The 20,050-nt window shown below is 73.8% G+C and carries 20 protein-coding genes; 13 read left to right on the top strand and 7 right to left on the bottom strand.

Features of this window, described 5'->3' with window-relative positions; genetic code table 11:
* Positions 1 to 6: 6 nt before the first annotated feature.
* From EOE48_RS01665 to EOE48_RS29680, 7 genes are read left to right on the top strand one after another with little or no spacing between them, the layout of a single operon-like run.
* The gene (locus EOE48_RS01665) at positions 7 to 588 is read left to right on the top strand and encodes a gene transfer agent family protein (protein WP_127727023.1); all 582 of its coding nucleotides are present in this window, start codon (positions 7 to 9) and stop codon (positions 586 to 588) included.
* Entirely contained in the window at positions 585 to 1,532 is a 948-nt protein-coding gene (locus tag EOE48_RS01660; protein WP_127727022.1) for a hypothetical protein, read from the top strand. Before EOE48_RS01665 ends, EOE48_RS01660 begins: the two co-directional genes overlap by 4 nt.
* Before the next feature lie 2 nt (positions 1,533 to 1,534).
* Positions 1,535 to 2,167, top strand: coding sequence for a phage distal tail protein, Rcc01695 family (locus EOE48_RS01655; protein ID WP_187371284.1), 633 nt, complete (start codon positions 1,535 to 1,537; stop codon positions 2,165 to 2,167).
* 6 nt (positions 2,168 to 2,173) lie between these two features.
* Positions 2,174 to 3,043 (top strand): DUF2163 domain-containing protein, encoded by an 870-nt coding sequence (locus tag EOE48_RS01650; RefSeq protein ID WP_127727020.1) that lies wholly within the window; start codon positions 2,174 to 2,176, stop codon positions 3,041 to 3,043.
* A gap of 4 nt (positions 3,044 to 3,047) precedes the next feature.
* Positions 3,048 to 3,494 carry a DUF6950 family protein gene (locus EOE48_RS01645; protein ID WP_127727019.1) on the top strand — a complete coding sequence of 149 codons (447 nt, stop codon included), beginning with the start codon at positions 3,048 to 3,050 and terminating at the stop codon, positions 3,492 to 3,494.
* A complete protein-coding gene (locus tag EOE48_RS01640) occupies positions 3,491 to 7,420 on the top strand; it encodes a baseplate multidomain protein megatron (RefSeq protein ID WP_127727018.1) in 3,930 nt (1,309 codons plus the stop codon). Before EOE48_RS01645 ends, EOE48_RS01640 begins: the two co-directional genes overlap by 4 nt.
* Positions 7,413 to 9,347 carry a DUF2793 domain-containing protein gene (locus tag EOE48_RS29680; RefSeq protein WP_246153890.1) on the top strand — a complete coding sequence of 645 codons (1,935 nt, stop codon included), beginning with the start codon at positions 7,413 to 7,415 and terminating at the stop codon, positions 9,345 to 9,347. Before EOE48_RS01640 ends, EOE48_RS29680 begins: the two co-directional genes overlap by 8 nt.
* 1 nt (position 9,348) lies before the next feature.
* On the opposite strand, the gene EOE48_RS01630 is transcribed toward EOE48_RS29680, so the two are convergent.
* Positions 9,349 to 9,564 carry a hypothetical protein gene (locus tag EOE48_RS01630; RefSeq protein WP_127727017.1) on the bottom strand — a complete coding sequence of 72 codons (216 nt, stop codon included), beginning with the start codon at positions 9,562 to 9,564 and terminating at the stop codon, positions 9,349 to 9,351.
* A 108-nt stretch (positions 9,565 to 9,672) separates the two neighbouring features.
* On the opposite strand from EOE48_RS01630, the gene EOE48_RS01625 reads away from it, so the two are divergent.
* From EOE48_RS01625 to EOE48_RS01610, 4 genes are read left to right on the top strand one after another with little or no spacing between them, the layout of a single operon-like run.
* Entirely contained in the window at positions 9,673 to 10,203 is a 531-nt protein-coding gene (locus EOE48_RS01625; RefSeq protein WP_127727016.1) for a glycoside hydrolase family 108 protein, read from the top strand.
* 28 nt (positions 10,204 to 10,231) lie between these two features.
* Positions 10,232 to 10,501 (top strand): Pam3-gp28 family putative phage holin, encoded by a 270-nt coding sequence (locus tag EOE48_RS01620; RefSeq protein ID WP_127727015.1) that lies wholly within the window; start codon positions 10,232 to 10,234, stop codon positions 10,499 to 10,501.
* Positions 10,498 to 10,983 carry a hypothetical protein gene (locus EOE48_RS01615; RefSeq protein WP_127727014.1) on the top strand — a complete coding sequence of 162 codons (486 nt, stop codon included), beginning with the start codon at positions 10,498 to 10,500 and terminating at the stop codon, positions 10,981 to 10,983. The genes EOE48_RS01620 and EOE48_RS01615 overlap by 4 nt, the downstream gene beginning before the upstream one ends.
* A 1-nt stretch (position 10,984) precedes the next feature.
* Positions 10,985 to 11,326 carry a hypothetical protein gene (locus EOE48_RS01610; protein WP_127727013.1) on the top strand — a complete coding sequence of 114 codons (342 nt, stop codon included), beginning with the start codon at positions 10,985 to 10,987 and terminating at the stop codon, positions 11,324 to 11,326.
* Positions 11,327 to 11,389: 63 nt separating this feature from the next.
* On the opposite strand, the gene EOE48_RS01605 is transcribed toward EOE48_RS01610, so the two are convergent.
* Positions 11,390 to 12,232, bottom strand: a complete 843-nt coding sequence (locus EOE48_RS01605; RefSeq protein ID WP_127727012.1) for a L,D-transpeptidase — start codon at positions 12,230 to 12,232, stop codon at positions 11,390 to 11,392.
* 365 nt (positions 12,233 to 12,597) lie between these two features.
* On the opposite strand from EOE48_RS01605, the gene EOE48_RS01600 reads away from it, so the two are divergent.
* Both EOE48_RS01600 and EOE48_RS01595 read left to right on the top strand, forming a co-directional pair.
* Positions 12,598 to 13,125: a Ros/MucR family transcriptional regulator gene (locus tag EOE48_RS01600; protein WP_127727011.1), complete on the top strand. Its 528-nt coding sequence runs from the start codon at positions 12,598 to 12,600 to the stop codon at positions 13,123 to 13,125.
* Between the two features lie 132 nt (positions 13,126 to 13,257).
* Positions 13,258 to 13,545, top strand: a complete 288-nt coding sequence (locus EOE48_RS01595) for a GCG_CRPN prefix-to-repeats domain-containing protein (protein WP_127727010.1) — start codon at positions 13,258 to 13,260, stop codon at positions 13,543 to 13,545.
* Positions 13,546 to 13,582: 37 nt separating this feature from the next.
* On the opposite strand, the gene EOE48_RS01590 is transcribed toward EOE48_RS01595, so the two are convergent.
* The 5 genes from EOE48_RS01590 to EOE48_RS01570 form a co-directional block, all read right to left on the bottom strand.
* Positions 13,583 to 14,884, bottom strand: a complete 1,302-nt coding sequence (locus tag EOE48_RS01590; protein WP_127727009.1) for an MFS transporter — start codon at positions 14,882 to 14,884, stop codon at positions 13,583 to 13,585.
* Between the two features lie 71 nt (positions 14,885 to 14,955).
* On the bottom strand, positions 14,956 to 16,506 hold the full coding sequence (locus EOE48_RS01585) for a UxaA family hydrolase (RefSeq protein WP_127727008.1): 1,551 nt from the start codon (positions 16,504 to 16,506) through the stop codon (positions 14,956 to 14,958).
* 35 nt (positions 16,507 to 16,541) lie between these two features.
* On the bottom strand, positions 16,542 to 17,282 hold the full coding sequence (locus EOE48_RS01580; protein ID WP_127727007.1) for an ABC transporter ATP-binding protein: 741 nt from the start codon (positions 17,280 to 17,282) through the stop codon (positions 16,542 to 16,544).
* 11 nt (positions 17,283 to 17,293) lie between these two features.
* Positions 17,294 to 19,123, bottom strand: coding sequence for a branched-chain amino acid ABC transporter ATP-binding protein/permease (locus EOE48_RS01575; RefSeq protein WP_127727006.1), 1,830 nt, complete (start codon positions 19,121 to 19,123; stop codon positions 17,294 to 17,296).
* A complete protein-coding gene (locus EOE48_RS01570; protein WP_127727005.1) occupies positions 19,120 to 19,995 on the bottom strand; it encodes a branched-chain amino acid ABC transporter permease in 876 nt (291 codons plus the stop codon). Before EOE48_RS01570 ends, EOE48_RS01575 begins: the two co-directional genes overlap by 4 nt.
* Between the last annotated feature and the right edge of the window lie 55 nt (positions 19,996 to 20,050).

Genomic DNA, 20,050 nt, shown 5'->3' with positions numbered 1-20,050 from the left:
GGCGCGATGAGCCGCAACGGCCATGTCGACCTCGACTTCGGCGGTGCGCTACGCCGGTTCCGCCTCGCCATCGGCGATCTCGAAGCCCTGCAGGAGGAGATCGGGCTCGGCCCCCTCGACCTGCTGCACCGGCTGCATCGCGGGCGCTCCTTCCGCTTTTCCGACATCCGCACCTGCCTGCGGCTGGCACTGGTCGGCGGCGGCCTCGGCGTGACCGAGGCCGACCGCCTCGTCGCGTCCCTCGACGCCATGCCCTGCCTCGAGGCCATCGCGACCGCGACCCTCGTTCTCGCCGCCGCCCTCGACGGGGCTGCCGACGAGCCGGTCGGGCGCGGCGGCGAGGACGGCCCGGCGCGGGCCGACGGCCGCCTCGCCTTCGCGGGGTTCTATGCGGCGGCCGCCGCGATGGGGCTGTCGCCCCTGGACCTGCGGGCGATGAGCCTGTGGCAGTTCGCGGCCACCGTCGACGGGTTCAACCGCGCCCGCGATCCCGACGCCCCCGAGCCGCTGACTCCGGCCGAGGAGGACGCGCTGTGGTCCTGGCTTCACGGCGAATCCGCCGCGCCTGCCACGGAGGAGCCGGCATGACGACCGAGATCGACCGGCTGGTAGTCTCGCTGGAGGCCAATATCGGCGCCTACGAGCGCGAACTCGCCCGGGCGGCGCCGGCCGCCGAGCGGGCGGTCGCCGAGATCGAGCGCCGCTTCGCGACAGGGGGCACCCGCATCGCCGGCGCGATGGCGCGGACCGGCGCCGCCCTGCGCGAGGAGGTCGCCCGCATGGCCGGGGCGCGGCCGCGGGTGGCGGACGACGACTCCGCCTATCGCGGCGAGGCCGACCGGATCGCCCGCCGCACCGCCCTGCTGCGGATCGAGGCCGAGACGGTCGGGCAGTCCGAGGCCGCGGCGGCGAAGGCCGAGGCGGCGTACCGCCTGCTGGAGGCGGCCAAGCGGGCCGACCTCACCGTCACGCCGGCCCTGCGCGAGGAGATCGACCGCGTCGCCGCCGCCTACGGCGCCGCGAGCGAGCAGGCGGCGGAGGCCGAGGAGGTGCAGCGGCGCTTCCTGCAATCCTCGCGCGACCTCGGCGCCTCCCTCGCCGAGGGGCTGAAGGGCGCGGTCCTCAAGGGCGAGGCGTTGTCCACCGTGCTGTCGAAGCTGTCGACCTCGCTCGCCTCCCGGGCGATCGACCGCGGCGTCGAGGGCCTGTTCGGCCGCGGCGGTGCCGGCACCGGCCTGTTCGGCGACCTGCTCGGCGGGCTCGGCCTCAACCCGACCGGGCGGGCCGGGGGCGGTCCGGTCTCGCCCGGCATCGCCTACACGGTCGGCGAGCGCGGCCGGGAGACCTTCGTGCCGCTCCAGCCCGGCCGGATCCTGCCCGCGGCGACCACGGCCGCCGCGCCGCAGGCGCCGCGCCCGATCCAGGTCAGCGTGGTGGTGAACGCCGCCGACGCGCCGAGCTTCGCCCGCGCCGAGGGCCAGATCACCGCCGCCCTCGCCCGGGCGGTGCAGCGCGGAACCAGGAGCCTCTGAGCATGCCGGCCTTCCACGAGGTGCGCTTTCCCCTGCGGCTGTCCTACGGCTCGCGCGGCGGGCCGGAGCGACGCACCGAGATCGTCACGCTCGGCTCGGGCGACGAGGAGCGCAACAGCCTGTGGCGCCACTCGCGCCGGTCCTACAACGTCGGACCCGCCCTGCGCTCGGCCGCCGACGTGGCGGCGCTGATCGCGTTCTTCGAGGAGCGGCGCGGGCCGCTGCACGGCTTTCGCTGGTGCGACACCTTCGATCACGCCTCGGCCGCGCCGGGGGCGGAGATCGGCCCGGGCGACCAGCCGATCGGGACGGGCGACGGCGTCGCGGTCGCGTTTCCCCTCGCCAAGACCTATGGCGCGGCTTTCGCGCCGTACCGGCGGCCGATCGTCAAGCCGGTGGCCGGGACTGTGCGGGTCGCGGTGGCGGGGGTGGAACTCGCCGCCTCGGCCTTCGCGGTCGATGCGGCGACCGGGTTGGTGACGTTGCGGGCCGCGCCGCGGGCGGGGGCAGTGGTGACGGCCGGCTTCCGGTTCGACGTTCCGGTGCGGTTCGCCACCGACCGGATCGAGGTCGATCACCAGGCGGTGCAGGCCGGGATGGTGGCGGACATCCCGGTCGTCGAGTTGCGGCGGTGACATCTGATGAAAACCCTGCCCCCCGACCTCGCCGCGAGCCTCGCGAGCGGGATCACCACGCTCGCCTGGTGCTGGATCGTCACCCGCCGCGACGGCGTCCGGTTCGGCTTCACCGACCACGACGAGGATCTGACCGTCGAGGGCGTCGCCTGCTCGGCCCGGACCGGCCTGACCGCTTCGGCGCTGGAGCAGTCCGGCGGGCTCGCGATCGACACCCTGGAGGTGATGGGCGCGCTCTCCGACGACCGGCTGTCGGAGGCCGACCTCGCCCGCGGCCTGTTCGACGGGGCGGCGGTCGCGGCGTGGCGGGTGGACTGGGGGGACCCCTCCCAGCGTGTCCTGGTGACGAGCGGCCATCTCGGCGAGGTGGCCCGCGGGCGCACCGGCTTCGTCGCCGAGGTGCGCTCGCTCGCCGCCGCCCTCAACCAGCCGCGCGGACGCCTGTTCCAGCGCGGCTGCGACGCCGTGCTGGGGGACGCCCGCTGCCGCGTCGACCTGACGGTGCCGGCCTACCGCGCCGAGGCGCGGGTCGGCGCGGTGCTGTCGGGCCGGTCGTTCCGCAGCACCGGCCTCGCCGCGCCGGGCGACGGCTGGTTCGCCGGCGGGCGCCTCGTCTGGACCTCCGGGTCCAATGCCGGCGCGAGCGCCGAGGTGCGCCGGGACGCCCGGATCGGGCCGGCCGCCGGCACCACGATCGACCTGTGGGAGCCGATGCCCGAACCGATCGCGGCCGGTGACGGCTTCACCGTCACGGCGGGCTGCGACCACACCTTCGCGACCTGCCGGACGAGGTTCGGCAACGGCCCGAACTTCCGCGGCTGCCCGCACATCCCGGGCAACGATGCCGCAACCGCCTATCCCCGCCGCGACGGATGATGTCATGTCCGATCCCGCCCCTTGCGCCGCCCGCATCGTCGCGGCGGCCCGCTGCTGGCTCGGCACGCCCTACCGCCATCAGGCGTCGTTGCGCGGCGCAGGCTGCGACTGCCTCGGCCTGCTGCGCGGGGTGTGGCGCGACCTCTACGGCGCCGAGCCCGAGGTGCCGCCGCCCTACAGCCCGGCCTGGGCCGAGGAGCACGGCGCCGAGACCCTGCGCGACGCCGCCCGCCGGCACCTCGTCGAGATCGACCCGGCCGAGGCCGCGGCCGGGGACGTGGTGCTGTTCCGCTGGCGCGACGGCGTCCCGGCCAAGCACTGCGCCATCCTCGCCGGCCCCGGCCGGATGATCCACGCCTATGACGGCCACGCGGTCGTCGAGAGCGCGATCCCGCGTGCCTGGGCCCGGCGCATCGCCTGGGCCTTCCGCTTTCCCGAGTTGCCCCGATGAGCACCCTCGTCCTCGGCTATGCCGGACGCGCCGCCGGCACCGCCCTCGCGGGGCCCCTCGGCGGCGTGCTCGGCGGGCTCGCCGGAACCCTCGGCGGCGCCCTCGTCGATCGCGGGCTGTTCGGCGGCTCGCGCGGGCCGGCGGTCCACGAGGGGCCGCGCCTGTCCGACCTCTACGTCACCGCCTCGACCGAGGGCGCGGTGGTGCCGCGGGTGTACGGCCGCATGCGGGTAGCCGGCCAGATCGTGTGGGCGACCCCGATCCGCGAACGCCAGACCGTCGAGCGGGTGCGGAGTTCCGGCGGCAAGGGCGGGCCGAGCCAGCCCAGGACCTACACGGTGACCTACGCCTACTCGGTCTCGTTCGCGGTCGCCCTGTGCGAGGGCCCGATCCGCGGCCTCGGCACCGTGTGGGCCGACGGCAAGCCGATCCGCCTGTCGGACTACCCGCACCGCCTCTACCTCGGCGACGAGACGCAGGAGGCCGACCCGGCGATCGAGGCGGTCGAGGGCGCCGGGCAGGCGCCGGCCTATCGCGGGCTGGCCTACCTCGTGTTCGAGGACCTGGCCCTCGCCGCCTTCGGCAACCGCATCCCGGTCGTCACCGCCGAGGTCGTCCGCCGGCCGCCGCGGGCGGATGGCAGGCCCGCCCTCGAAGACCTCGTCACCGCCGTCACGCTGATCCCGGCGATGGGCGAGTTCGTCTACGCCACCGCGCCGGTGGTGGCGCAGGATCTCGGCCGCCTCGCGGTCCAGAACACGGTGTCGGGCGGCGTCGATCTTCTCGCCGCCCTCGACCGGCTGCAGGCCGAGGCGCCGAACTGCCGGCACGTCTCGCTGGTGGTGGCGTGGCACGGCACCGACCTGCGCCTGGATGCCTGCCGCATCGTCCCCCGGGTCGAGACCGCCGCCAAGACGACGACCGGCGCGGTCTGGCAGGCCGCGGGCCTGACCCGTGAGCAGGCCGGCCTCGTCAGCCGCGACGCGGCCGGCAACCCGCTCGTCGGCGGGGCGCCCTCCGACCTCTCGGTGGTGCAGGCGATCCTCGAACTGAAGCGGCGCGTCCTCTCGGTCACGCTCTACCCGTTCGTGATGATGGACATTCCCGCCGGCAACGGCCTGCCCGACCCGCATGGCGGCGCCGAGCAGGCGGCCTTCCCGTGGCGCGGCCGGATCACCTGCCACCCGGCCCCCGGCCGTCCTGGCTCGCCGGACAAGACGGCGGCGGCGGCCGGCGCGGTCGCGGCGTTCTTCGGCACCACGACGGCGGCGGACCTCGCCTGGACCGGCAGCACGGTCGCTAGCGCCAGGCCGGCCGAATGGAGTTTCTGCCGCTTCATCCTGACCTGCGCCCGCCTCGCGCAGGCGGCGGGCGGGGTGGACAGCTTCCTGATCGGCTCGGAGATGATCGGGCTGACCACCCTGCGCTCCGGCCCCGCGACCTTCCCGGCGGTGGCCCGCCTGCGGGCGCTCGCAGCCGAGGCCCGCGCCATCCTCGGGCCGGGCACGAAGATCGGCTACGGCGCCGACTGGACCGAGTATGCCAGCCATCGCCCGGCGGACGGCTCGGGCGACGTGCTGTTCCACCTCGATCCACTGTGGGCGGACCCCGCAATCGACTTCGTCGGGATCGACAACTACATGCCGCTCGCCGACTGGCGCGACGGCTTCGACCATCTCGACGCAAGCGCCGGCGCCGCCTCGACCTGCGACCCGGACTATCTCGCCGGCAACGTCGAGGGCGGCGAGTTGTTCGACTGGTACTATGCCGATGCCGCGGCCCGCGACGCGCAGGTGCGCACGCCGATCCGCGACACGGCGCATGGCGAGCACTGGGTGTTCCGGGTCAAGGACCTGCGCGGCTGGTGGAGCAACCCCCACCGCGATCGCCCGGGCGGGGTGCGGGCCTCGACCCCGACCGCGTGGGTGCCGGGCTCGAAGCCGGTGTGGTTCACCGAACTCGGCTGCCCGGCGGTCGACAAGGGCGCCAACCAGCCCAACGTGTTCGTCGACCCGAAGTCGTCGGAGTCGTTCCTGCCCTACTTCTCCCTCGGCCGGCGCGACCTCGCGGTGCAGCGCGCCGCCCTGGAAGCGGTGCTGGGCTATTGGCGTCCGGAGGCCGGGCACAATCCTGTCTTCCCCGCCACCGGCCGGCGGATGGTCGAGGCCGACCGGACCGCGGTCTGGACCTGGGACGCCCGGCCCTATCCCGACTTCCCCCGCCAGTCCGGGATCTGGCGCGACGCCGGCAACTACCGGCTCGGCCACTGGATCAACGGCCGCCTCGACCTCGCGCCGCTGGCCGACGTGGTCGCCGACCTCTGCGCCGGCCTGCCGGTCGCGGTCGACGTGTCGCGCCTGCACGGCGTGGTCGAGGGCTACACTCTGGCCCGTATCGCCTCGCCGCGGGAGGCGATCGAGGCGCTCCAGAGCCTCCACCATTTCGACGCCACCGAGAGCGGCGGCCGCATCGTCTTCGACCACCTCGCGCGGGCGCCGGTGCGGCAGATCGAGGCCGGCGACCTCGTGGCGGGGCAGGGCGGGCGCTCGGGCTCCGACCTCACCCGCACCCGGGCCGAGGAGCTGTCGCTGCCCGGTGCGGTGGCGCTGACCTACGTCGATCCCGCCGCCGACTACCGGAGCGCCACCGCCGAGGCGCGGCGGCTCGCCGGTTCTCCGGCCGCCAAGACCGGCCTCTCCCTCGATCTCGCCCTCGACGAGGGCGAGGCGCGGGCGGCGGCGCAGACGCTGCTGCAGCGAGCCCATGTCGAACGGGAGACGCTGAGCTGCGCCCTGCCACCCTCGGCGCTCGCCCTCGATCCGGGCGACGTCGTGCGCCTCACCGCGGACGGCCGGACGGGCGAGTACCGGCTGACGCGCGTCGGGCTCGAGGGCGGCCGGCCGGTCCAGGCGGTGCGGGCCGATGCCGGCCTGTTCGCCGCACCCGACGGCGGCCGCGAGCCGCGGCTGCCCGCCCCGCCGATCGTCGTCGGCGTCGGCCTGTTCGCGGTTCTCGACCTGCCGCTCCTGCGGGACGGCGGAAGCGCGCACGCGCCGTACTACGCCGCCTACACCGAGCCGTGGACGCCGGTCGCGGTCCAGCGGGCAGCGGCGGGCGAGCCCCCTGCCGAGGAGGCCCGGATCGACGCCCGCTCGGTCATCGGAACCCTGCTCGCCCCGCTCGCCCCCGGGCCGCTCTGGCGCTGGGACCGCGCCGGCGCGATCGACGTGCGGATCCCGACCGACGCCGACCTGTCCTCGGCGACCGCGCGGGCGGTGCTCGACGGCGCCAACGCGGCGGCGGTCGAGACCCGGCCGGGTCGCTGGGAGATCGTGCAATGGGCCCGGGCCGAGCTGACCGGGCCGGGGCGCTACCGGCTGACGCATCTCCTGCGCGGGCAACTCGGCAGCGGCGACGGCGAGGGGGCGCCGGCCGGCGCCCGCTTCGTCGTCCTGAGCGATGCCCTGGTCCAGTCCGGGCTGCCCCTCGACGGGCGCGGCGTGCCGCAGCGGCTGCGCTACGGCCCGGTGTCCCGGCCGCCGGAGGAGGCGAGCTGGGCCGAGACCTCCCTGGTGCCGGCCGCGCCCGGACTCGTCCCCTTGGCACCGGTCCATGCCCGCGCCCGGCGGCTCGCCGACGGCGGCATCGCCCTGACCTGGATCCGCCGGACCCGGCGGGGCGGCGATCCGTGGGAGCAGGTCGAGGTGCCGCTCGCCGAGGAGAGCGAGGCCTACGAGGTCGACATCCTGGCAGGCGACGACGCGGTCCTGCGCACGCTCGCCTCCGGCACGCCGGCCCTCCTCTATCCCGCCGCCGCGCAGGCGGCCGATTTCGGCACCCCGGTCCGGCGCCTGTCGGTCGCGATCCACCAGCTCTCCGCCGTCGTCGGCCGCGGCGCGGCCCTGAGGAGGACCCTCGATGTCTGACGCGACCCCGCGCCTCGCGCTGCCCCTGCTCGCCGCCGCCCAGGCGCAGAAGCACGTCACGCACAACGAGGCCCTGACGGTCCTCGACGCCCTGGTGCAGCTCGCCGTGCTCGACCGCACCCGCACCGCGCCGCCCGCGAGCCCCGCCGAGGGCGACCGCCATCTCGTGACGGTTGCCGGGCCGACGGGCGCCTGGGCCGGATGGACCGGGCGGATCGCCTGCTTCCAGGATGGCGCCTGGATCTCCTACGCCCCCCGCCCGGGCTGGCTCGCCTGGGTCGCCGCCGAGGGCGCCCTGTTCGTCCATGACGGCGCCGGGTGGGTCGCCTGCCGCCCGGCGCCGGATTCGCTGCAAGGGCTCACCCGTCTCGGCCTCGGCACCGAGGCGGATGCCCAGAACCCCTTCGCCGCCAAGCTCAACACCGCCCTGTGGACCGCCCGCGCCGCGGCCGAGGGCGGCTCGGGCGACCTGCGCTGCATCCTCAACAAGGAGGCGCCGGGCAACACCCTGTCGCTGCTGTTCCAGTCCGGCTGGTCGGGCCGGGCGGAGATCGGGCTCACCGGTTCCGACGACCTGCGGCTGAAGGTCTCGGCGGACGGCAATTCCTGGCGCGAGGCGCTGCGGATCGAGCGCGCGAGCGGCGGCGTCGACTTCCTCGCCGCCGAGACCGGACTCGCGGCGGCCGCGACCCTCGACCTCGGCGCGGCTGCGACCCTGAAGGTGGCGGTCACCGGCAGCGCGACGGTGACGAGCTTCGGCACCAGCCCCAACCGGGTGCGGCTGCTGCGCTTCACCGGAGCCGTCACCCTGGCGCACAGCGCCGCCGGCCTGATCCTGCCCGCCGGGACCAGCCTCGTGACGGCGGCCGGCGACACTTGCCTCGCGCTCTCGGACGCGGCCGGCGTCTGGCGGGTCTGGCACTACCAGCGCGCCAGCGGCAAGTCCCTCGCCGGCCCGTCCGCCGCCGAGATCGCCGACGCCACCGCCACCGGGCGCGCCGCGCTGACCGCCGCCGGTGCCGCCGCGCTCGCCACCGCCGCCGGGCTCGGGACCGGCGCCAGCCCGACCTTCGCCGGGCTGACGGCGGGTGCCGGCGCGCGCGCGACGACGATCGACGCCAGCGGGCGCGTCACCTCGGACTACGCCGACAACGGGCTCGTGGTGGTCCACACGCTCACCAACGGCGGCATCACCGCGGCCGGGCACGGCGTGGCGTGGTCGGCCCGGCTCGGCTCGTCGCTCGCCGGCCGCGTCGAGGCCGGCCGGATCGAGCTGGCGGCGGGCGGCGACTACGCCACCGCGGCCGGCCAGTCGTCGCGCTGGGTGCTGCGGGCGCAGGTCGCCGGCACGCTGGTGCCGGCGCTGACCCTCGACCCGGTCGCCGGCCACCTGAGCCACCACGACTGGAAGCCGGCGGCGGACAACGCCCGCGCACTCGGCGGCGCGACGTCGCGCTGGTCGCAGCTCTATGCCGGCACCGGCACGATCAGTACCTCGGACGCCCGCGAGAAGACCGCGGTCGCGCCGCTGACGCCGGCCGAGCTGGCGGCGGCGGCCGATCTGGCGCGGGAGGTCGGCGCGTTCCGGTTCCTCTCGGCGATCGACGCGAAGGGCGCGGGGGCGCGCCACCATGTCGGGCTGACGGTGCAGCGGGCGATGGCGATCCTGACCGGCCACGGGCTCGACCCCTTCGCCTACGCCTTCGTGTGCCGCGACGCCTGGCCGGCGAGTCCGGGCCGGCCGGAGATCAGCGAGGAGGTTCTGGACGAGGACGGCGCGCCGACCGGGGAGACCCGGGTGGTGCAGGAGGCCGAGCCTGCGCGCCCGGCCGGCGAGCGGCTGGGGTTCCGGGCCGACGAACTCGCGCTGTTCCTGATCCGCGGCCAGGAGGCCCGCCTCGCTGCGCTGGAGGCCGCCGCGGGCTGATTCAGCGCAGGAAGCCCGCCTCGCGCAGCGCGCTCTCCACGGTGTCGCAGAGCGCGGCCAGCGGATCGTCGTTCTGTGCCGGGGGAGGAGCGAGCGGCTCCATCGGCGGAAACGCCGTCATCTCCTCGGGCAGGACGCCCTGCCGATCGCCGGCTTCCGTCTCGGGCCGGTGCGGATCCCGCGGGCCGCGGGCCACCGGGATGAGTCTGCCGAGCATCGACGCCTCCTGCTGCCCTCGCAGGCACAACCCATACCACCGCCGGCAGTTCTGCGCCGAGTCCCGACCCGGCCGCCGGCGCGACCCTTTCCACCGATGGAGATGACGATGAGTGACGCGGGCTTCGCGCACGCGCTGCCGCTCGTGCTGCAGCACGAGGGCGGCTACGTCGACCACCCGAAGGATCCCGGCGGCGCGACCAATCTCGGCGTGACCATCGGCACGCTCGGCGACTGGCTCGGCCGTCCTGCGACGAAGGCCGAGGTCAAGGCGCTGACGCCGGCCTCGGTCGCGCCGATCTACCGCGCCCGGTACTGGGACGCGGTGCGCGGCGACGACCTGCCGGCGGGCCTCGACTACGCCGTGTTCGACTTCGCGGTGAATTCGGGTCCGGCCCGCGCGATCATGGCGCTCCAGCGCGCCGCCGGCGTCGCCGACGACGGCCGGCTCGGACCCGTCACCCTGGCGGCCGTGCGGGCGCGGCCGGGCGCCGACCTGGTGCAGCGGGTCTGCGCCGACCGGCTCGCCTTCCTGCGCCGCCTCTCGACCTGGCCGAGCTTCGGCACCGGCTGGGCGCGGCGCGTCGCCGGCGTGCGCGCCGAGGCCCTGCGCCAGTCCCGGGTGGCCCCCGCCGCCTGATCCGACCCTCTCACAAGGAGACGCTTCCATGAATCGCGAACAGGCCCTGTCCTTTCTCAGAACCGTTCTCCAGGTCGGCGGCGGCATCGCGGTCGGGCGCGGCTGGATCGGCGCCGACGAGATGACGGCGCTCGCCGGCGCCGTCCTGACCCTCGCGGCGACCGCCTGGAGCCTCTACGCCCGCCGCGATGCCGGCCTCGTCGCCGCCGCCGCGACCGTGCCGGAGGTGCACCGCATCGTCGCCGCGCCGCGCCTCGCCGACGCGGTCCCGAGCGGCAAGGTGAGGGCGCAGCCGTGAGCGCGCTGGCCCCGCCCCGGCCGGCGCATCCCGCCGGCCCCTATTCCGCCCACCGCCTGTTCGAGTGGGCGATGGCGGTGATGATGCTGCTCGTCGCCCTGACGCTGGCGGTGCCGGGGGACGCGCTGGAGCGCGCCTCGCTCCGGCCGGTCGCGGCCCTCGGCTTCGGCGAGGAGGAGATGGCGCTGTTCTTCGGCGCGGTCGGCACCCTGCGGACGGCCGCCCTGGTCCTGAACGGGCACATCAACAACGGTGTGGCGCGCCCGAACGGCGCCAACATCCGGGCCGCCTGCTCGGGGTTCGGGGCTGTCATCATGGGCCAGCTCACCCTGGCCCTCGTCGTCGACGCCCTGTCGGCCGACGCGCCGTCCTTCGTCATCCCGGTCTTCGGCACGCTGACCGTGTTCGAGGCGATCTCCTGCTACGTCGCGCGCCGGGATGCCGTCGCCCGGCGGCGGCCCGTCGTGCCGAAGGCGAGGTAGCATGGACCCGCTGATCGCCCTGCTGCCGCACCTCTCGTCGATGCCGCTGCTCCAGATCGTCGTCGGCGGCGTCGTCGCGGTCTCCTGCCTCGCGATGGTGCTGCGGGCCGACCGGGACCGGCACGAGGCGCCGCCCGCCGAAGGGCCGGGACCGCCGGCGCCGGGCGGAGCCGAGGCCCTGCGCGACCTGCGCGAGCAGGCCCGGCGGCTCGCGGACCTGCTGGCCCGGATCGCCGAGCTGCTGCGCAGCCTGCGCGACGAGACCCGCAAGCAGACCGAGATCCTCGAGCGGATCGACCGCGAGCAGGCCGTGCATCACCGCGCCAGCCACGGCCGCGACTGATCCCGACCCGTTTCCCCGACCCGCGCGGCTTCCCGCCGCGCGGGTTTTTTCGTGCGCCGAGGATCAGCCGATGACGTGGACTTGGGCGCCGACCGCGACCCGGGCGTAGAGGTCGATCACGTCCTGGTTGATCATGCGGATGCAGCCCGACGACACGCTGCGTCCGATGCTCTCCGGCTCGGTGGTGCCGTGGATGCGGTACAGCGTGTCCTTGTTGTTCTGCCACAAGTACATCGCGCGGGCCCCGAGGGGATTGCGCGGGCCGCCCGGCACGCCGAGGCCGCTCTGGAGCTGCGACACCTGCCGGGCCAGGGCCGGCTGGCGGGCGATCATCTCCTTGGGCGGATACCAGTCCGGCCAGGCCTGCTTGGAATTGACCGTGGCGACCCCCGACCACGCGAAGCCCTGCCGGCCGACGCCGACGCCGTAGCGCCGCGCGAGGCCGCCGCCCTGGACGAGGTAGAGGTGGTGGGCCCGCGGATCGATCACGATCGTGCCGGGCTCGAAGCGGCCGCCATAGGCGACCTGCTGGCGCAGGAAGGCCGGGTTGGCCCGGCGCCAGCGGAAGGCGGGAATCGGGAACGGCTCGCCCGGCACCGGCTCGTAGGCGCGGGCGTAGTCGATCGGCCCGTCGTCGATCTCGGTCGCGACCACCTGTCCGGGGCCTCGCGGATCGACGGGCCGCTGCGGGGAAGGGCTGCCCCAGAAGGAATCCTCCGGCGGCGCGCCCTGGGCGCCCTCGTAGAGGGGATCCGGCTCGGGCTCGGGCTGCCGCATCCGGCCGCGGCCGAGGGGCGAGCCGTAGGAGCGATCCGACCAGGCGAGGGCCGGGGCGGCGCCGAAGACGAGCGAGGCGAGGCCGCCGGTCGCTCCGGTGATGAGGAGGCGTCGTGAGAGGTTGGTCATGGTCCGACAGGCTTCGTCCGGCAGTCGCCGCGACCTTGGCCGCGATCGACTTCCGGGCGGGTTAAGGCGATCCGGCGGCCGAAATGCGGCCATCCCTGCGGCCGGAGTTGTCGACAGGAATTTTCTGCTTGCCCGGCCGCCCCGTCCAGGCCCGCCCGCCGCCGGCCGCGGGGCGGATCCCGACCGTCCGGCCGGGGCGAACCGGTCAAGACCGCCGCCATGGCGGTCGCTCGTCGGCCTGCGTCACGCGGTTACTGTCGAGTGCATCCCGAAAGTCGTGAAGAGTGTCGGGATTCACACAACTCAACGTTGACTGCACCGAGGAGACGTGGCCTTCTTGGGCGTCTCAGCCGGGTTGGTGACGCATGGCAGACGATATCCAGACCCCATCCTTCGACTACGTCAGTCTCACGGCTGACATCGTGTCGGCCTATGTCTCGAACAATTCGGTGCCGATGGCGGACATCCGCGGCGTCATCGAGGCGGTCCACACCTCGCTGAGCCACCTCGGCTCGCCGCCGCCGTCCGAGCCCGAGAAGCTGGTACCGCCGGTGCCGATCCGCCGGACGGTGACGCCGGACGCGATCATCTCGCTGGAGGACGGCAAGCCGTACAAGACCCTCAAGCGGCATCTGGCCGGCCGCGGCCTCTCGCCGGAGCAGTACCGCCAGAAATGGGGCCTGCCGCCGGACTACCCGATGGTCGCCTCGAACTACGCCGCCCAGCGCTCCGAACTCGCCCGGACCAGCGGCCTCGGTCAGCGCCGGCGGGGCCAGGGCGCCGCCGAGGCGGTCGAGAGCGAGCCCGAGCCGGTCGAGACCGCCCCGGCCGAGCCGGAACCGGCTCCCGAGGAGGCCCCCGCCCCGCGCCGCCGGCGCAAGCCCGCCGGCTGACCGCCGGATCGCGGCTGTGGACGGACCGAATCCGATCCGTCCGAGTCATGATGCGTTCAGGTCGCGGGGCGCTCTATCGAGGCGTAGTCGGGCAGTCGGACGGCTGCCCGTCAACGTTGGAGAGATCCTGCGATGTTGCACCTGAGAGTGCTCGGGATGGCGGCGTTCGTCGCCGGTAGTCTCGGCTTGTCGTCGGCGGCCAGCGCCGCGACGATCGGGCTCGGAGCCGTGGCGCCCGAGACCGCGGTGACCCGGGTGGCCGGCGGTTGCGGACCGGGCTTCTTCCCGAACCGCTGGGGCTATTGCCGGCCGTTCTACGGGCCGCGGCCCTTCTACGGACCCCGGCGGTTCTACGGCCCGCCGCGGCCGTACTGGCGCCGGCCGTATTACGGCCCGCGCCGGTTCTATTACGGCTACTGATCGGTCCGACCCGGCGTCCCCGCGACGCCGGGTTTTTTCATGGCCGGGCCTGCGCCGCCACCGCGTCCTCGGCCGTGCGCTCGGACAGGCGCAGGGCGGTGACGAGGCTGACCAGGGCCACCGCCGCGATGATGAGGCCCGGGGCTCCCGGCCAGCCGGTCGCCCCGATGAGCAGGTTGGCGGCCAGCGGGCCGAGACCGCTCAGCAGCGTGAAGCCGAGATTGAGCGACAGCGCGACGCCGCTGAAGCGCACCCGCGTCGGGAACAGCTTGGCGAGCAGGTAGGCGAAGCTGCCGTTCGCCCCGGCGACCGCCACGGTGAGCAGCGGCAGGACGAGGATCAGGTTGGCGTCGCCCCGGGCGAGGACCGCGTAGGCCGGCACCGCCCCGACGAGCAGGATCACCGACGAGGCGAGCAGCAGCCGGCGCGGCGGCACCCGGTCGGCGAACCACGATGCCGCGAGCAGCGACAGCGACATCGCCACCAGCGCCAGATTCATCGCCAGCGCGATGCCCTGCCGGTCGTAGCGCAGCACTCCGGCGAGATAGGCCGGCATGTGGGCGAACAGGATGCCGTTGAACCCGGCGGTGAGCGCCACGATGCCGATGCCGGCGAGCACCGCCCGCCGGTGGTGGCGCAGCACCTCGCCGACCGGGCTGCGCGCGGCGGCGTGCTGCAGGCGCAGGAATTCCGGCGTCTCCTCCAGGGCCCGGCGCAGCCACACGCTGACCAGCCCGAGCACGCCGCCGAACACGAAGGCGAGGCGCCAGCCGTACTCGGCCATCGCCGCCGGCGGCAGCCAGGATTGCAGCGCGAGGTTGACGAGGCTGGCGAGCAGCACGCCGCTGTTGACGAGGGCGAACACGATCCCGCAGGCGAAGCCCGGCCGGTGCCGGGCGGTCTCGACCACGAAGGTGATGGCGCCGGGCAGCTCGCCGCCGATGCACAGCCCCTGGACGAAGCGCAGGGTGACCAGCAGCAGGGTCGCCCAGACGCCCCAGGAGGCGTGCGGCGGAATCAGCCCCATGCCGAGGGTGCAGGCCGACATGACGAACACCGTCACGACGAACACGGTCTTGCGGCCGTAGCGGTCGCCGAAATGGCTCAGCACCATGCCGCCGAGCGGCCGGGCGAGGTAGCCGACGGCGAAGACCGCCAGCGACAGGGTCAGGGCGGCGACGGGGTCGCTCGCCGGGAAGAACGCGGCGGCGATGTACTGGGCGAAGATGCCGTAGACGATGAAGTCGTAGTATTCGAGCCCGCCGCCGAGGCTGGCGAGCAGGGTCATCGTCCACTGACGGCGGGTCAGGTCGGCCCGCCCGGTTGATTCGGGTGTCATGAGCGCGTCTCGTCTCGGAGCCCGCGAACCCGGCTCCGGCCCGCGCCCATAGCGCGGCGAGCGGCGCCCGGCTACATCACCGCGCCGACCTGCCAGGGCACGAACTCGGCATCGCCGTAGCCGAGCTGCTCCGACTTCGACGGCGCGCCGGAGGCGACGCGCAGGACCGTCTCGAAGATCTCCCGGCCCTTGTCCTCGATCGACACCCCGTCGAGGATATCGCCGCAATTGATGTCCATGTCCTCTTCCATGCGGCGGTAGATCTCGCTGTTGGTCGCGAGCTTGATCGAGGGCGTCGGTTTGCAGCCATAGGCCGAGCCGCGGCCGGTGGTGAAGCACAGCACGTTGGCGCCCCCCGCCACCTGCCCGGTCGCCGCCACCGGGTCGAAGCCCGGCGTGTCCATGTAGACGAAGCCCTTGGCGGTCACCGGCTCGGCGTAGCGGTAGACGCCGGTCAGCGTCGTGGTGCCGCCTTTGGCGGTGGCGCCGAGGGACTTTTCGAGGATCGTCGTCAGGCCCCCGGCCTTGTTGCCGGGGGAGGGGTTGTTGTTCATCTCACCGCCGTTGCGGGCGGTGTACTCCTCCCACCAGCGGATCATCGCGACGAGCTTCTCGCCGATCTCCCGGGTCGCCGCGCGGGCGGTCAGCAGGTGCTCGGCGCCGTAGATCTCGGGCGTCTCGGACAGGATCGCGGTGCCGCCGTGGCGCACCAGCAGGTCGACCGCGGCGCCGAGCGCCGGGTTGGCGGTGATGCCGGAATAGCCGTCCGAGCCGCCGCATTGCAGCGCCAGCACCAGTTCGGAGGCCGGTACGCTCTCGCGCCGGGCGCGGGCCACCGCCGGCAACATCTCGCGGATCGCCGCGACCCCAGCCTCGACGCTGCGGCGGGTGCCGCCGGTCTCCTGGATGGTGAAGCTGCGGAAGGTCTCGCTCTCCTCGATGCCGTAGGCGCGCTTCCAGCGGTCGATCTGGAACCCCTCGCAGCCGAGCCCGACCATGATGACGCCGCCCATGTTCGGGTTGGCGGCGTAGCCCCACTGGGTGCGCTTGAGGATCTCGGCGCCCTCGCCCTTGAGGTCGTAGGCGCAGCCGGTGCCGTGGACGAGGGGGATGATGCCGTCGATGGTCGGGTACTCGTCGAGGATGCGCGAGCGGTTCACCTCCTCGGCGATGAAGCGCGCCACCGTGGCCGAGCAGTTCACCGAGGTCAGCACGCCGAGATAGTTGCGGGTGCCGACGCGGCCGTCGGCCCGGCGGTAGCCCTCGAAGGTGGCCTGCTCGGGCTTCGGCAGCGGCTCGGTCGGGCGCGCCTCCTCGGTGAAGCGGTAGTCGCGGGCGAAGTCGCCCTTGGCCTCGCCGAGGCCGACATTGTGCTCGTGGACCCACTCGCCCGGAGCGATCGGCCGGCTGGCGAAGCCGATGATCTGGCCGAACTTGCGGATCGGCGCGCCCTCGGCGACCGGGGCGGTCGCCATCTTGTGGCCCTTCGGCACCCGCGCGGTGGCGGTGACGCCCTCGACGGCGTGGCCGGGCGCGATCGCGTCGACCGCCACCACCACGTTGTCGTCGGGGCTGAGCCGGACGGTGCGGGGTTCGGGCAGGGGCAGGACGGTCGCGGACATGATGGTCTCCGGTCGGTCGGGTGCGCCGGGTCTTCTCAGACCGCGGCCGCCACCGTCTGGCGGCCGCCGAGATAGGCGGCGCGGATGTCGTCGTTGGCCCACAGGGCTTGCGGCTCGCCGCTGAGCACGAGGCGGCCGGTCTCCAGCACGTAGCCGCGGTCGGCGACCGACAGGCCCATGCGGGCGTTCTGCTCGACGAGGAGCACGGTGGTGCCGCGGCGGCGCACCTCGGCGATGATGGAAAAGACCGCCTGGACGATGACCGGGGCGAGGCCGAGGGACGGCTCGTCGAGGAGCAGGATGCGGGGCTTGGCCATCAGCCCGCGGGCGAGCGCGACCATCTGGAGCTGGCCGCCCGACAGCGTCCAGCCCAGAGCGTCGGCGAAGCGGCGGATGTCGGGAAACAGCTCGAACATCCCGTCGGCCTCGTCGCGGATCTGGCGGGCCGACAGGCCCTTCCGGTTCGAGGCGCCGAGCATGATGTTCTCGCGCACGGTGAGGCCGGGGAAGACCCGGCGGCCCTCCGGCACCTGGGCGACGCCCCGGCGCACGATCTCCTCGGCCTTGAGGCCGCGCAGGGATTGGCCCTCGAACAGGATCTCGCCGCCGGCGGGCTTCACCAGCCCCGAGATGGTCTTGAGGGTGGTCGACTTGCCGGCCCCGTTGGAGCCGAGCAGGGTGACGACCTCGCCGGCCTCGACCGAGAACGAGATGCCGCGCACGGCCTCGATCTCGCCGTAGCGCACGGTCAGGTCGCGGATCTCCAGGAGCGCCAAGGGATCCTCCTTCAGGCCGGGGCGAGGTCGGACTTGAGGCCGGTGGCCGGGCCCTCGGCCGCCTCCTGACCGAGATAGGCCTCGATGACGGCCGGCTCGCGCAGCACCTCGGCGGTGACGCCGTCGGCGATGCGCCGGCCGAAGTTCAAGACCGTGATGTGGGCGGCGACGTCGCTGACCAGGGTCATGTCGTGGTCGATGATGAGGATGGTGAGACCCCGGGCGGCCATCCGGCGCAGCAGGCCGGTGAGCGCGTGCTTCTCCGTCGAGTTGAGGCCCGCCGCCGGCTCGTCGAGGAGGAGCAGCACCGGATTGCCGGCGAGCGCCCGGGCGATCTCGATCAGGCGCTGGTGGCCGTAGGAGAACGACGAGACCGGCTCGCCCGCCCGCGCCTCCAGGCCGACGAAGGCCAAAGCCGCCCGAGCCCGGGCCTCCAGCGAGGCGCGGTCGCGGGCGACGGCGTCGTTGCCCGGCCGCTCGGCGCCGATCACCACGTTGTCGAGGGCGCTCATCGAGCGGAACAGGCGGATGTTCTGGAACGTCCGGCCGAGCCCGGCGGCGGCGCGCTCGTGCGGCGGCATCGCGGTGATGTCGCGCCCGTCGAGCCGCACCCGCCCGCCGGTCGGGGAGTAGAGCCCCGACAGGACGTTGAGCGTCGTGGTCTTGCCCGAGCCGTTCGGACCGATCAGGGCGTGGATGCCGCCGCGGGCGACGGAGAAGCTCACCTCGTCGACCGCCTTGAGGCCGCCGAAGTGCTTCGACAGGCCCTCGACCTGAAGCACCTGCGGGCTGTGCCCGGCGCCCTGCGTCAGGACGAGGTCCCGGGCCGGCGGCGGGGCCGGCTTCTTGCGCCGCAGGCGCTTCACCTGGTCGCCGAGGAAGCCCCAGATGCCCTCGGGCATGAACACCACGATCAGGATGACGGCGAGGCCGTAGATCGCGAGGTAGAGGCCCGGTATCTCCTTCAGGAATCGCAGCCACTCGGGAATCAGGATGAGGAGCCCGGTGCCGATCACCGCGCCGACCGGCGAGCCGACGCCGCCGAGCAGCGCCATGGTGAGGAACACGATTGATTCGGCGAAGGAGAACTGGTCGGGGCTGACATAGGCGAAGCCGCCGGCGAACAGCGCGCCGCCGAGCCCGGCCAGGAACGCCCCGATGGCGAAGGCCGTCACCTTGGTGCGGTAGACGTCGACCCCGGCGACCCCGGCGGCGAGCTCGTTGTCGCGCACCGCCCGCATGGCGCGGCCGAGGCGGGTCTTCGGCATGTGCCAGACCACCCAGGCGACCACCGCCAGCACCGCGAGGCAGAAGGCGAGGTAGCTCTGCCCGTCGGCGAACAGGTCGGGCCGGCGGATGCGCGGCACGCCGTCCGGCCCGTGGGTGACCGGGATCCAGTTGATGAGGACCAGCGTCACGATCTGCTGGAACGAGATCGTCACCATCGCGAGGTAGTGCCCGCCGAGCCGCAGCGTCGAGGCGCCGAGGAAGGCGCCGAACACCACCGAGATCGCGAGCCCGATCGGGATGCAGAGCCAGTAGCTTAAGCCCCAATCGACGGTGCCGAGGGCGACCGCGTAGGCGCCCAGCCCGAAGAACGCCGCCTGCGCGAGGTTGATCTGCCCGCACAGGCCGAGGACGACGGTGAGCCCGATCACCGCGACCGAGTAGGTCGCGGCCTGCATCAGGATGTTGAGCAGGTAGCCGTTGACCGTCACCGAGGCGGCGAGGAGCACGATCCCGGCGGCGAAGACCGCGTACAGGATGCTGCCGAGCGGCAGGCGCCGGGGCGCGGGAGCGGCCGCGAGGTCGGCCGGGGCGGGGCGGGGGGAGCCGGTCATGCCTTCTCCGCGATGCGTTCGCCGAACAGCCCCTGGGGTCGCAGGATCAGGAAGGCGACGAGGACGATGAACGCGAAGGCGTCCTTGTAGGGTACCGAGATGTAGGCGGCGCCGAAGGTCTCGATGATGCCGAGCGCCAGCCCGCCGATGATCGCCCCGGTGACGTCGCCGAAGCCGCCGATGATGGTGGCGGCGAAGGCCTTGAGCGCGATGGTCGCGCCCATCTGAATCGACACGAACAGCACCGGCGCCACCAGGATGCCGGCGATGCCCCCCAACATCGCGCTGTAGACGAAGGTCAGCATGATCATCCCGGCGACGGGAATGCCGAGAAGCGCCGCCATTTCCTTGTCCTGGGAGGTGGCCTGGAGCTTCTTGCCGATCAGGGTGTGCTCGAAGAACCAGTACTGGAACGCCACCAGCACCGCCGTCACGACGATAATGAGGAGGTACTGGCTGTCGAGGAAGACCGGCCCGAGCAGGAACCCTTGCGTCTCGAAGACCGGCGAGAGCACCTGCGGCTGCGGCCCGTACAACGCCAGCGTGGTGTTGGCGAGGAAGATCGAGGCGCCGATGGTCGAGATGATGACCGGCAGGTAGGTGCGGTGGCGCAGGGGGTAGTACACCCCGAGGTTGAACAGCGCCCCGAGCAAAGCCATGCCGCCGATCGCGATCAGGAACGACAGCCAGTACGGCCATTCGAGGTCGACCGCGAACACCACCATCAGGAAGGCGGCGACCATCGAGAACTCGCCCTGGGCGAAGTTCACCACGTTGGTGGCGCGGAAGATCAGCACGAAGCCGAGCGCCACCAGGGCGTAGACCGCGCCGATGCCGATGCCCGTGAACAGAAGCTGGAGAACGAGATCCATGCGGGGCCCGCCCGGCGTGACAGGGGAGGGGCGGCGCACTCGCTGAGCGCGCCGG

Origin of the sequence: Methylobacterium oryzihabitans, from assembly GCF_004004555.2 — a bacterium.
In the GTDB taxonomy this organism is placed as follows: Bacteria; Pseudomonadota; Alphaproteobacteria; order Rhizobiales; family Beijerinckiaceae; genus Methylobacterium; species Methylobacterium oryzihabitans.
This window is presented reverse-complemented; position numbering and strand designations above follow the sequence as displayed.

What these genes read in the sequence shown, in the direction of transcription:
- EOE48_RS01625 (WP_127727016.1), top strand. Translation starts at nt 9,673, where the DNA reads ATGAGTGACGCGGGCTTCGCGCACGCGCTGCCGCTCGTGCTGCAGCAC.
- EOE48_RS01665 (WP_127727023.1), top strand. Translation starts at nt 7, where the DNA reads ATGAGCCGCAACGGCCATGTCGACCTCGACTTCGGCGGTGCGCTACGC.
- EOE48_RS01575 (WP_127727006.1), bottom strand. Translation starts at nt 19,123, where the DNA reads ATGACCGGCTCCCCCCGCCCCGCCCCGGCCGACCTCGCGGCCGCTCCC.
- EOE48_RS01605 (WP_127727012.1), bottom strand. Translation starts at nt 12,232, where the DNA reads ATGACCAACCTCTCACGACGCCTCCTCATCACCGGAGCGACCGGCGGC.
- EOE48_RS29680 (WP_246153890.1), top strand. Translation starts at nt 7,413, where the DNA reads ATGTCTGACGCGACCCCGCGCCTCGCGCTGCCCCTGCTCGCCGCCGCC.
- EOE48_RS01590 (WP_127727009.1), bottom strand. Translation starts at nt 14,884, where the DNA reads ATGACACCCGAATCAACCGGGCGGGCCGACCTGACCCGCCGTCAGTGG.
- EOE48_RS01655 (WP_187371284.1), top strand. Translation starts at nt 1,535, where the DNA reads ATGCCGGCCTTCCACGAGGTGCGCTTTCCCCTGCGGCTGTCCTACGGC.
- EOE48_RS01630 (WP_127727017.1), bottom strand. Translation starts at nt 9,564, where the DNA reads ATGCTCGGCAGACTCATCCCGGTGGCCCGCGGCCCGCGGGATCCGCAC.
- EOE48_RS01610 (WP_127727013.1), top strand. Translation starts at nt 10,985, where the DNA reads ATGGACCCGCTGATCGCCCTGCTGCCGCACCTCTCGTCGATGCCGCTG.
- EOE48_RS01640 (WP_127727018.1), top strand. Translation starts at nt 3,491, where the DNA reads ATGAGCACCCTCGTCCTCGGCTATGCCGGACGCGCCGCCGGCACCGCC.
- EOE48_RS01620 (WP_127727015.1), top strand. Translation starts at nt 10,232, where the DNA reads ATGAATCGCGAACAGGCCCTGTCCTTTCTCAGAACCGTTCTCCAGGTC.
- EOE48_RS01570 (WP_127727005.1), bottom strand. Translation starts at nt 19,995, where the DNA reads ATGGATCTCGTTCTCCAGCTTCTGTTCACGGGCATCGGCATCGGCGCG.
- EOE48_RS01600 (WP_127727011.1), top strand. Translation starts at nt 12,598, where the DNA reads ATGGCAGACGATATCCAGACCCCATCCTTCGACTACGTCAGTCTCACG.
- EOE48_RS01645 (WP_127727019.1), top strand. Translation starts at nt 3,048, where the DNA reads ATGTCCGATCCCGCCCCTTGCGCCGCCCGCATCGTCGCGGCGGCCCGC.
- EOE48_RS01650 (WP_127727020.1), top strand. Translation starts at nt 2,174, where the DNA reads ATGAAAACCCTGCCCCCCGACCTCGCCGCGAGCCTCGCGAGCGGGATC.
- EOE48_RS01585 (WP_127727008.1), bottom strand. Translation starts at nt 16,506, where the DNA reads ATGTCCGCGACCGTCCTGCCCCTGCCCGAACCCCGCACCGTCCGGCTC.
- EOE48_RS01660 (WP_127727022.1), top strand. Translation starts at nt 585, where the DNA reads ATGACGACCGAGATCGACCGGCTGGTAGTCTCGCTGGAGGCCAATATC.
- EOE48_RS01595 (WP_127727010.1), top strand. Translation starts at nt 13,258, where the DNA reads ATGTTGCACCTGAGAGTGCTCGGGATGGCGGCGTTCGTCGCCGGTAGT.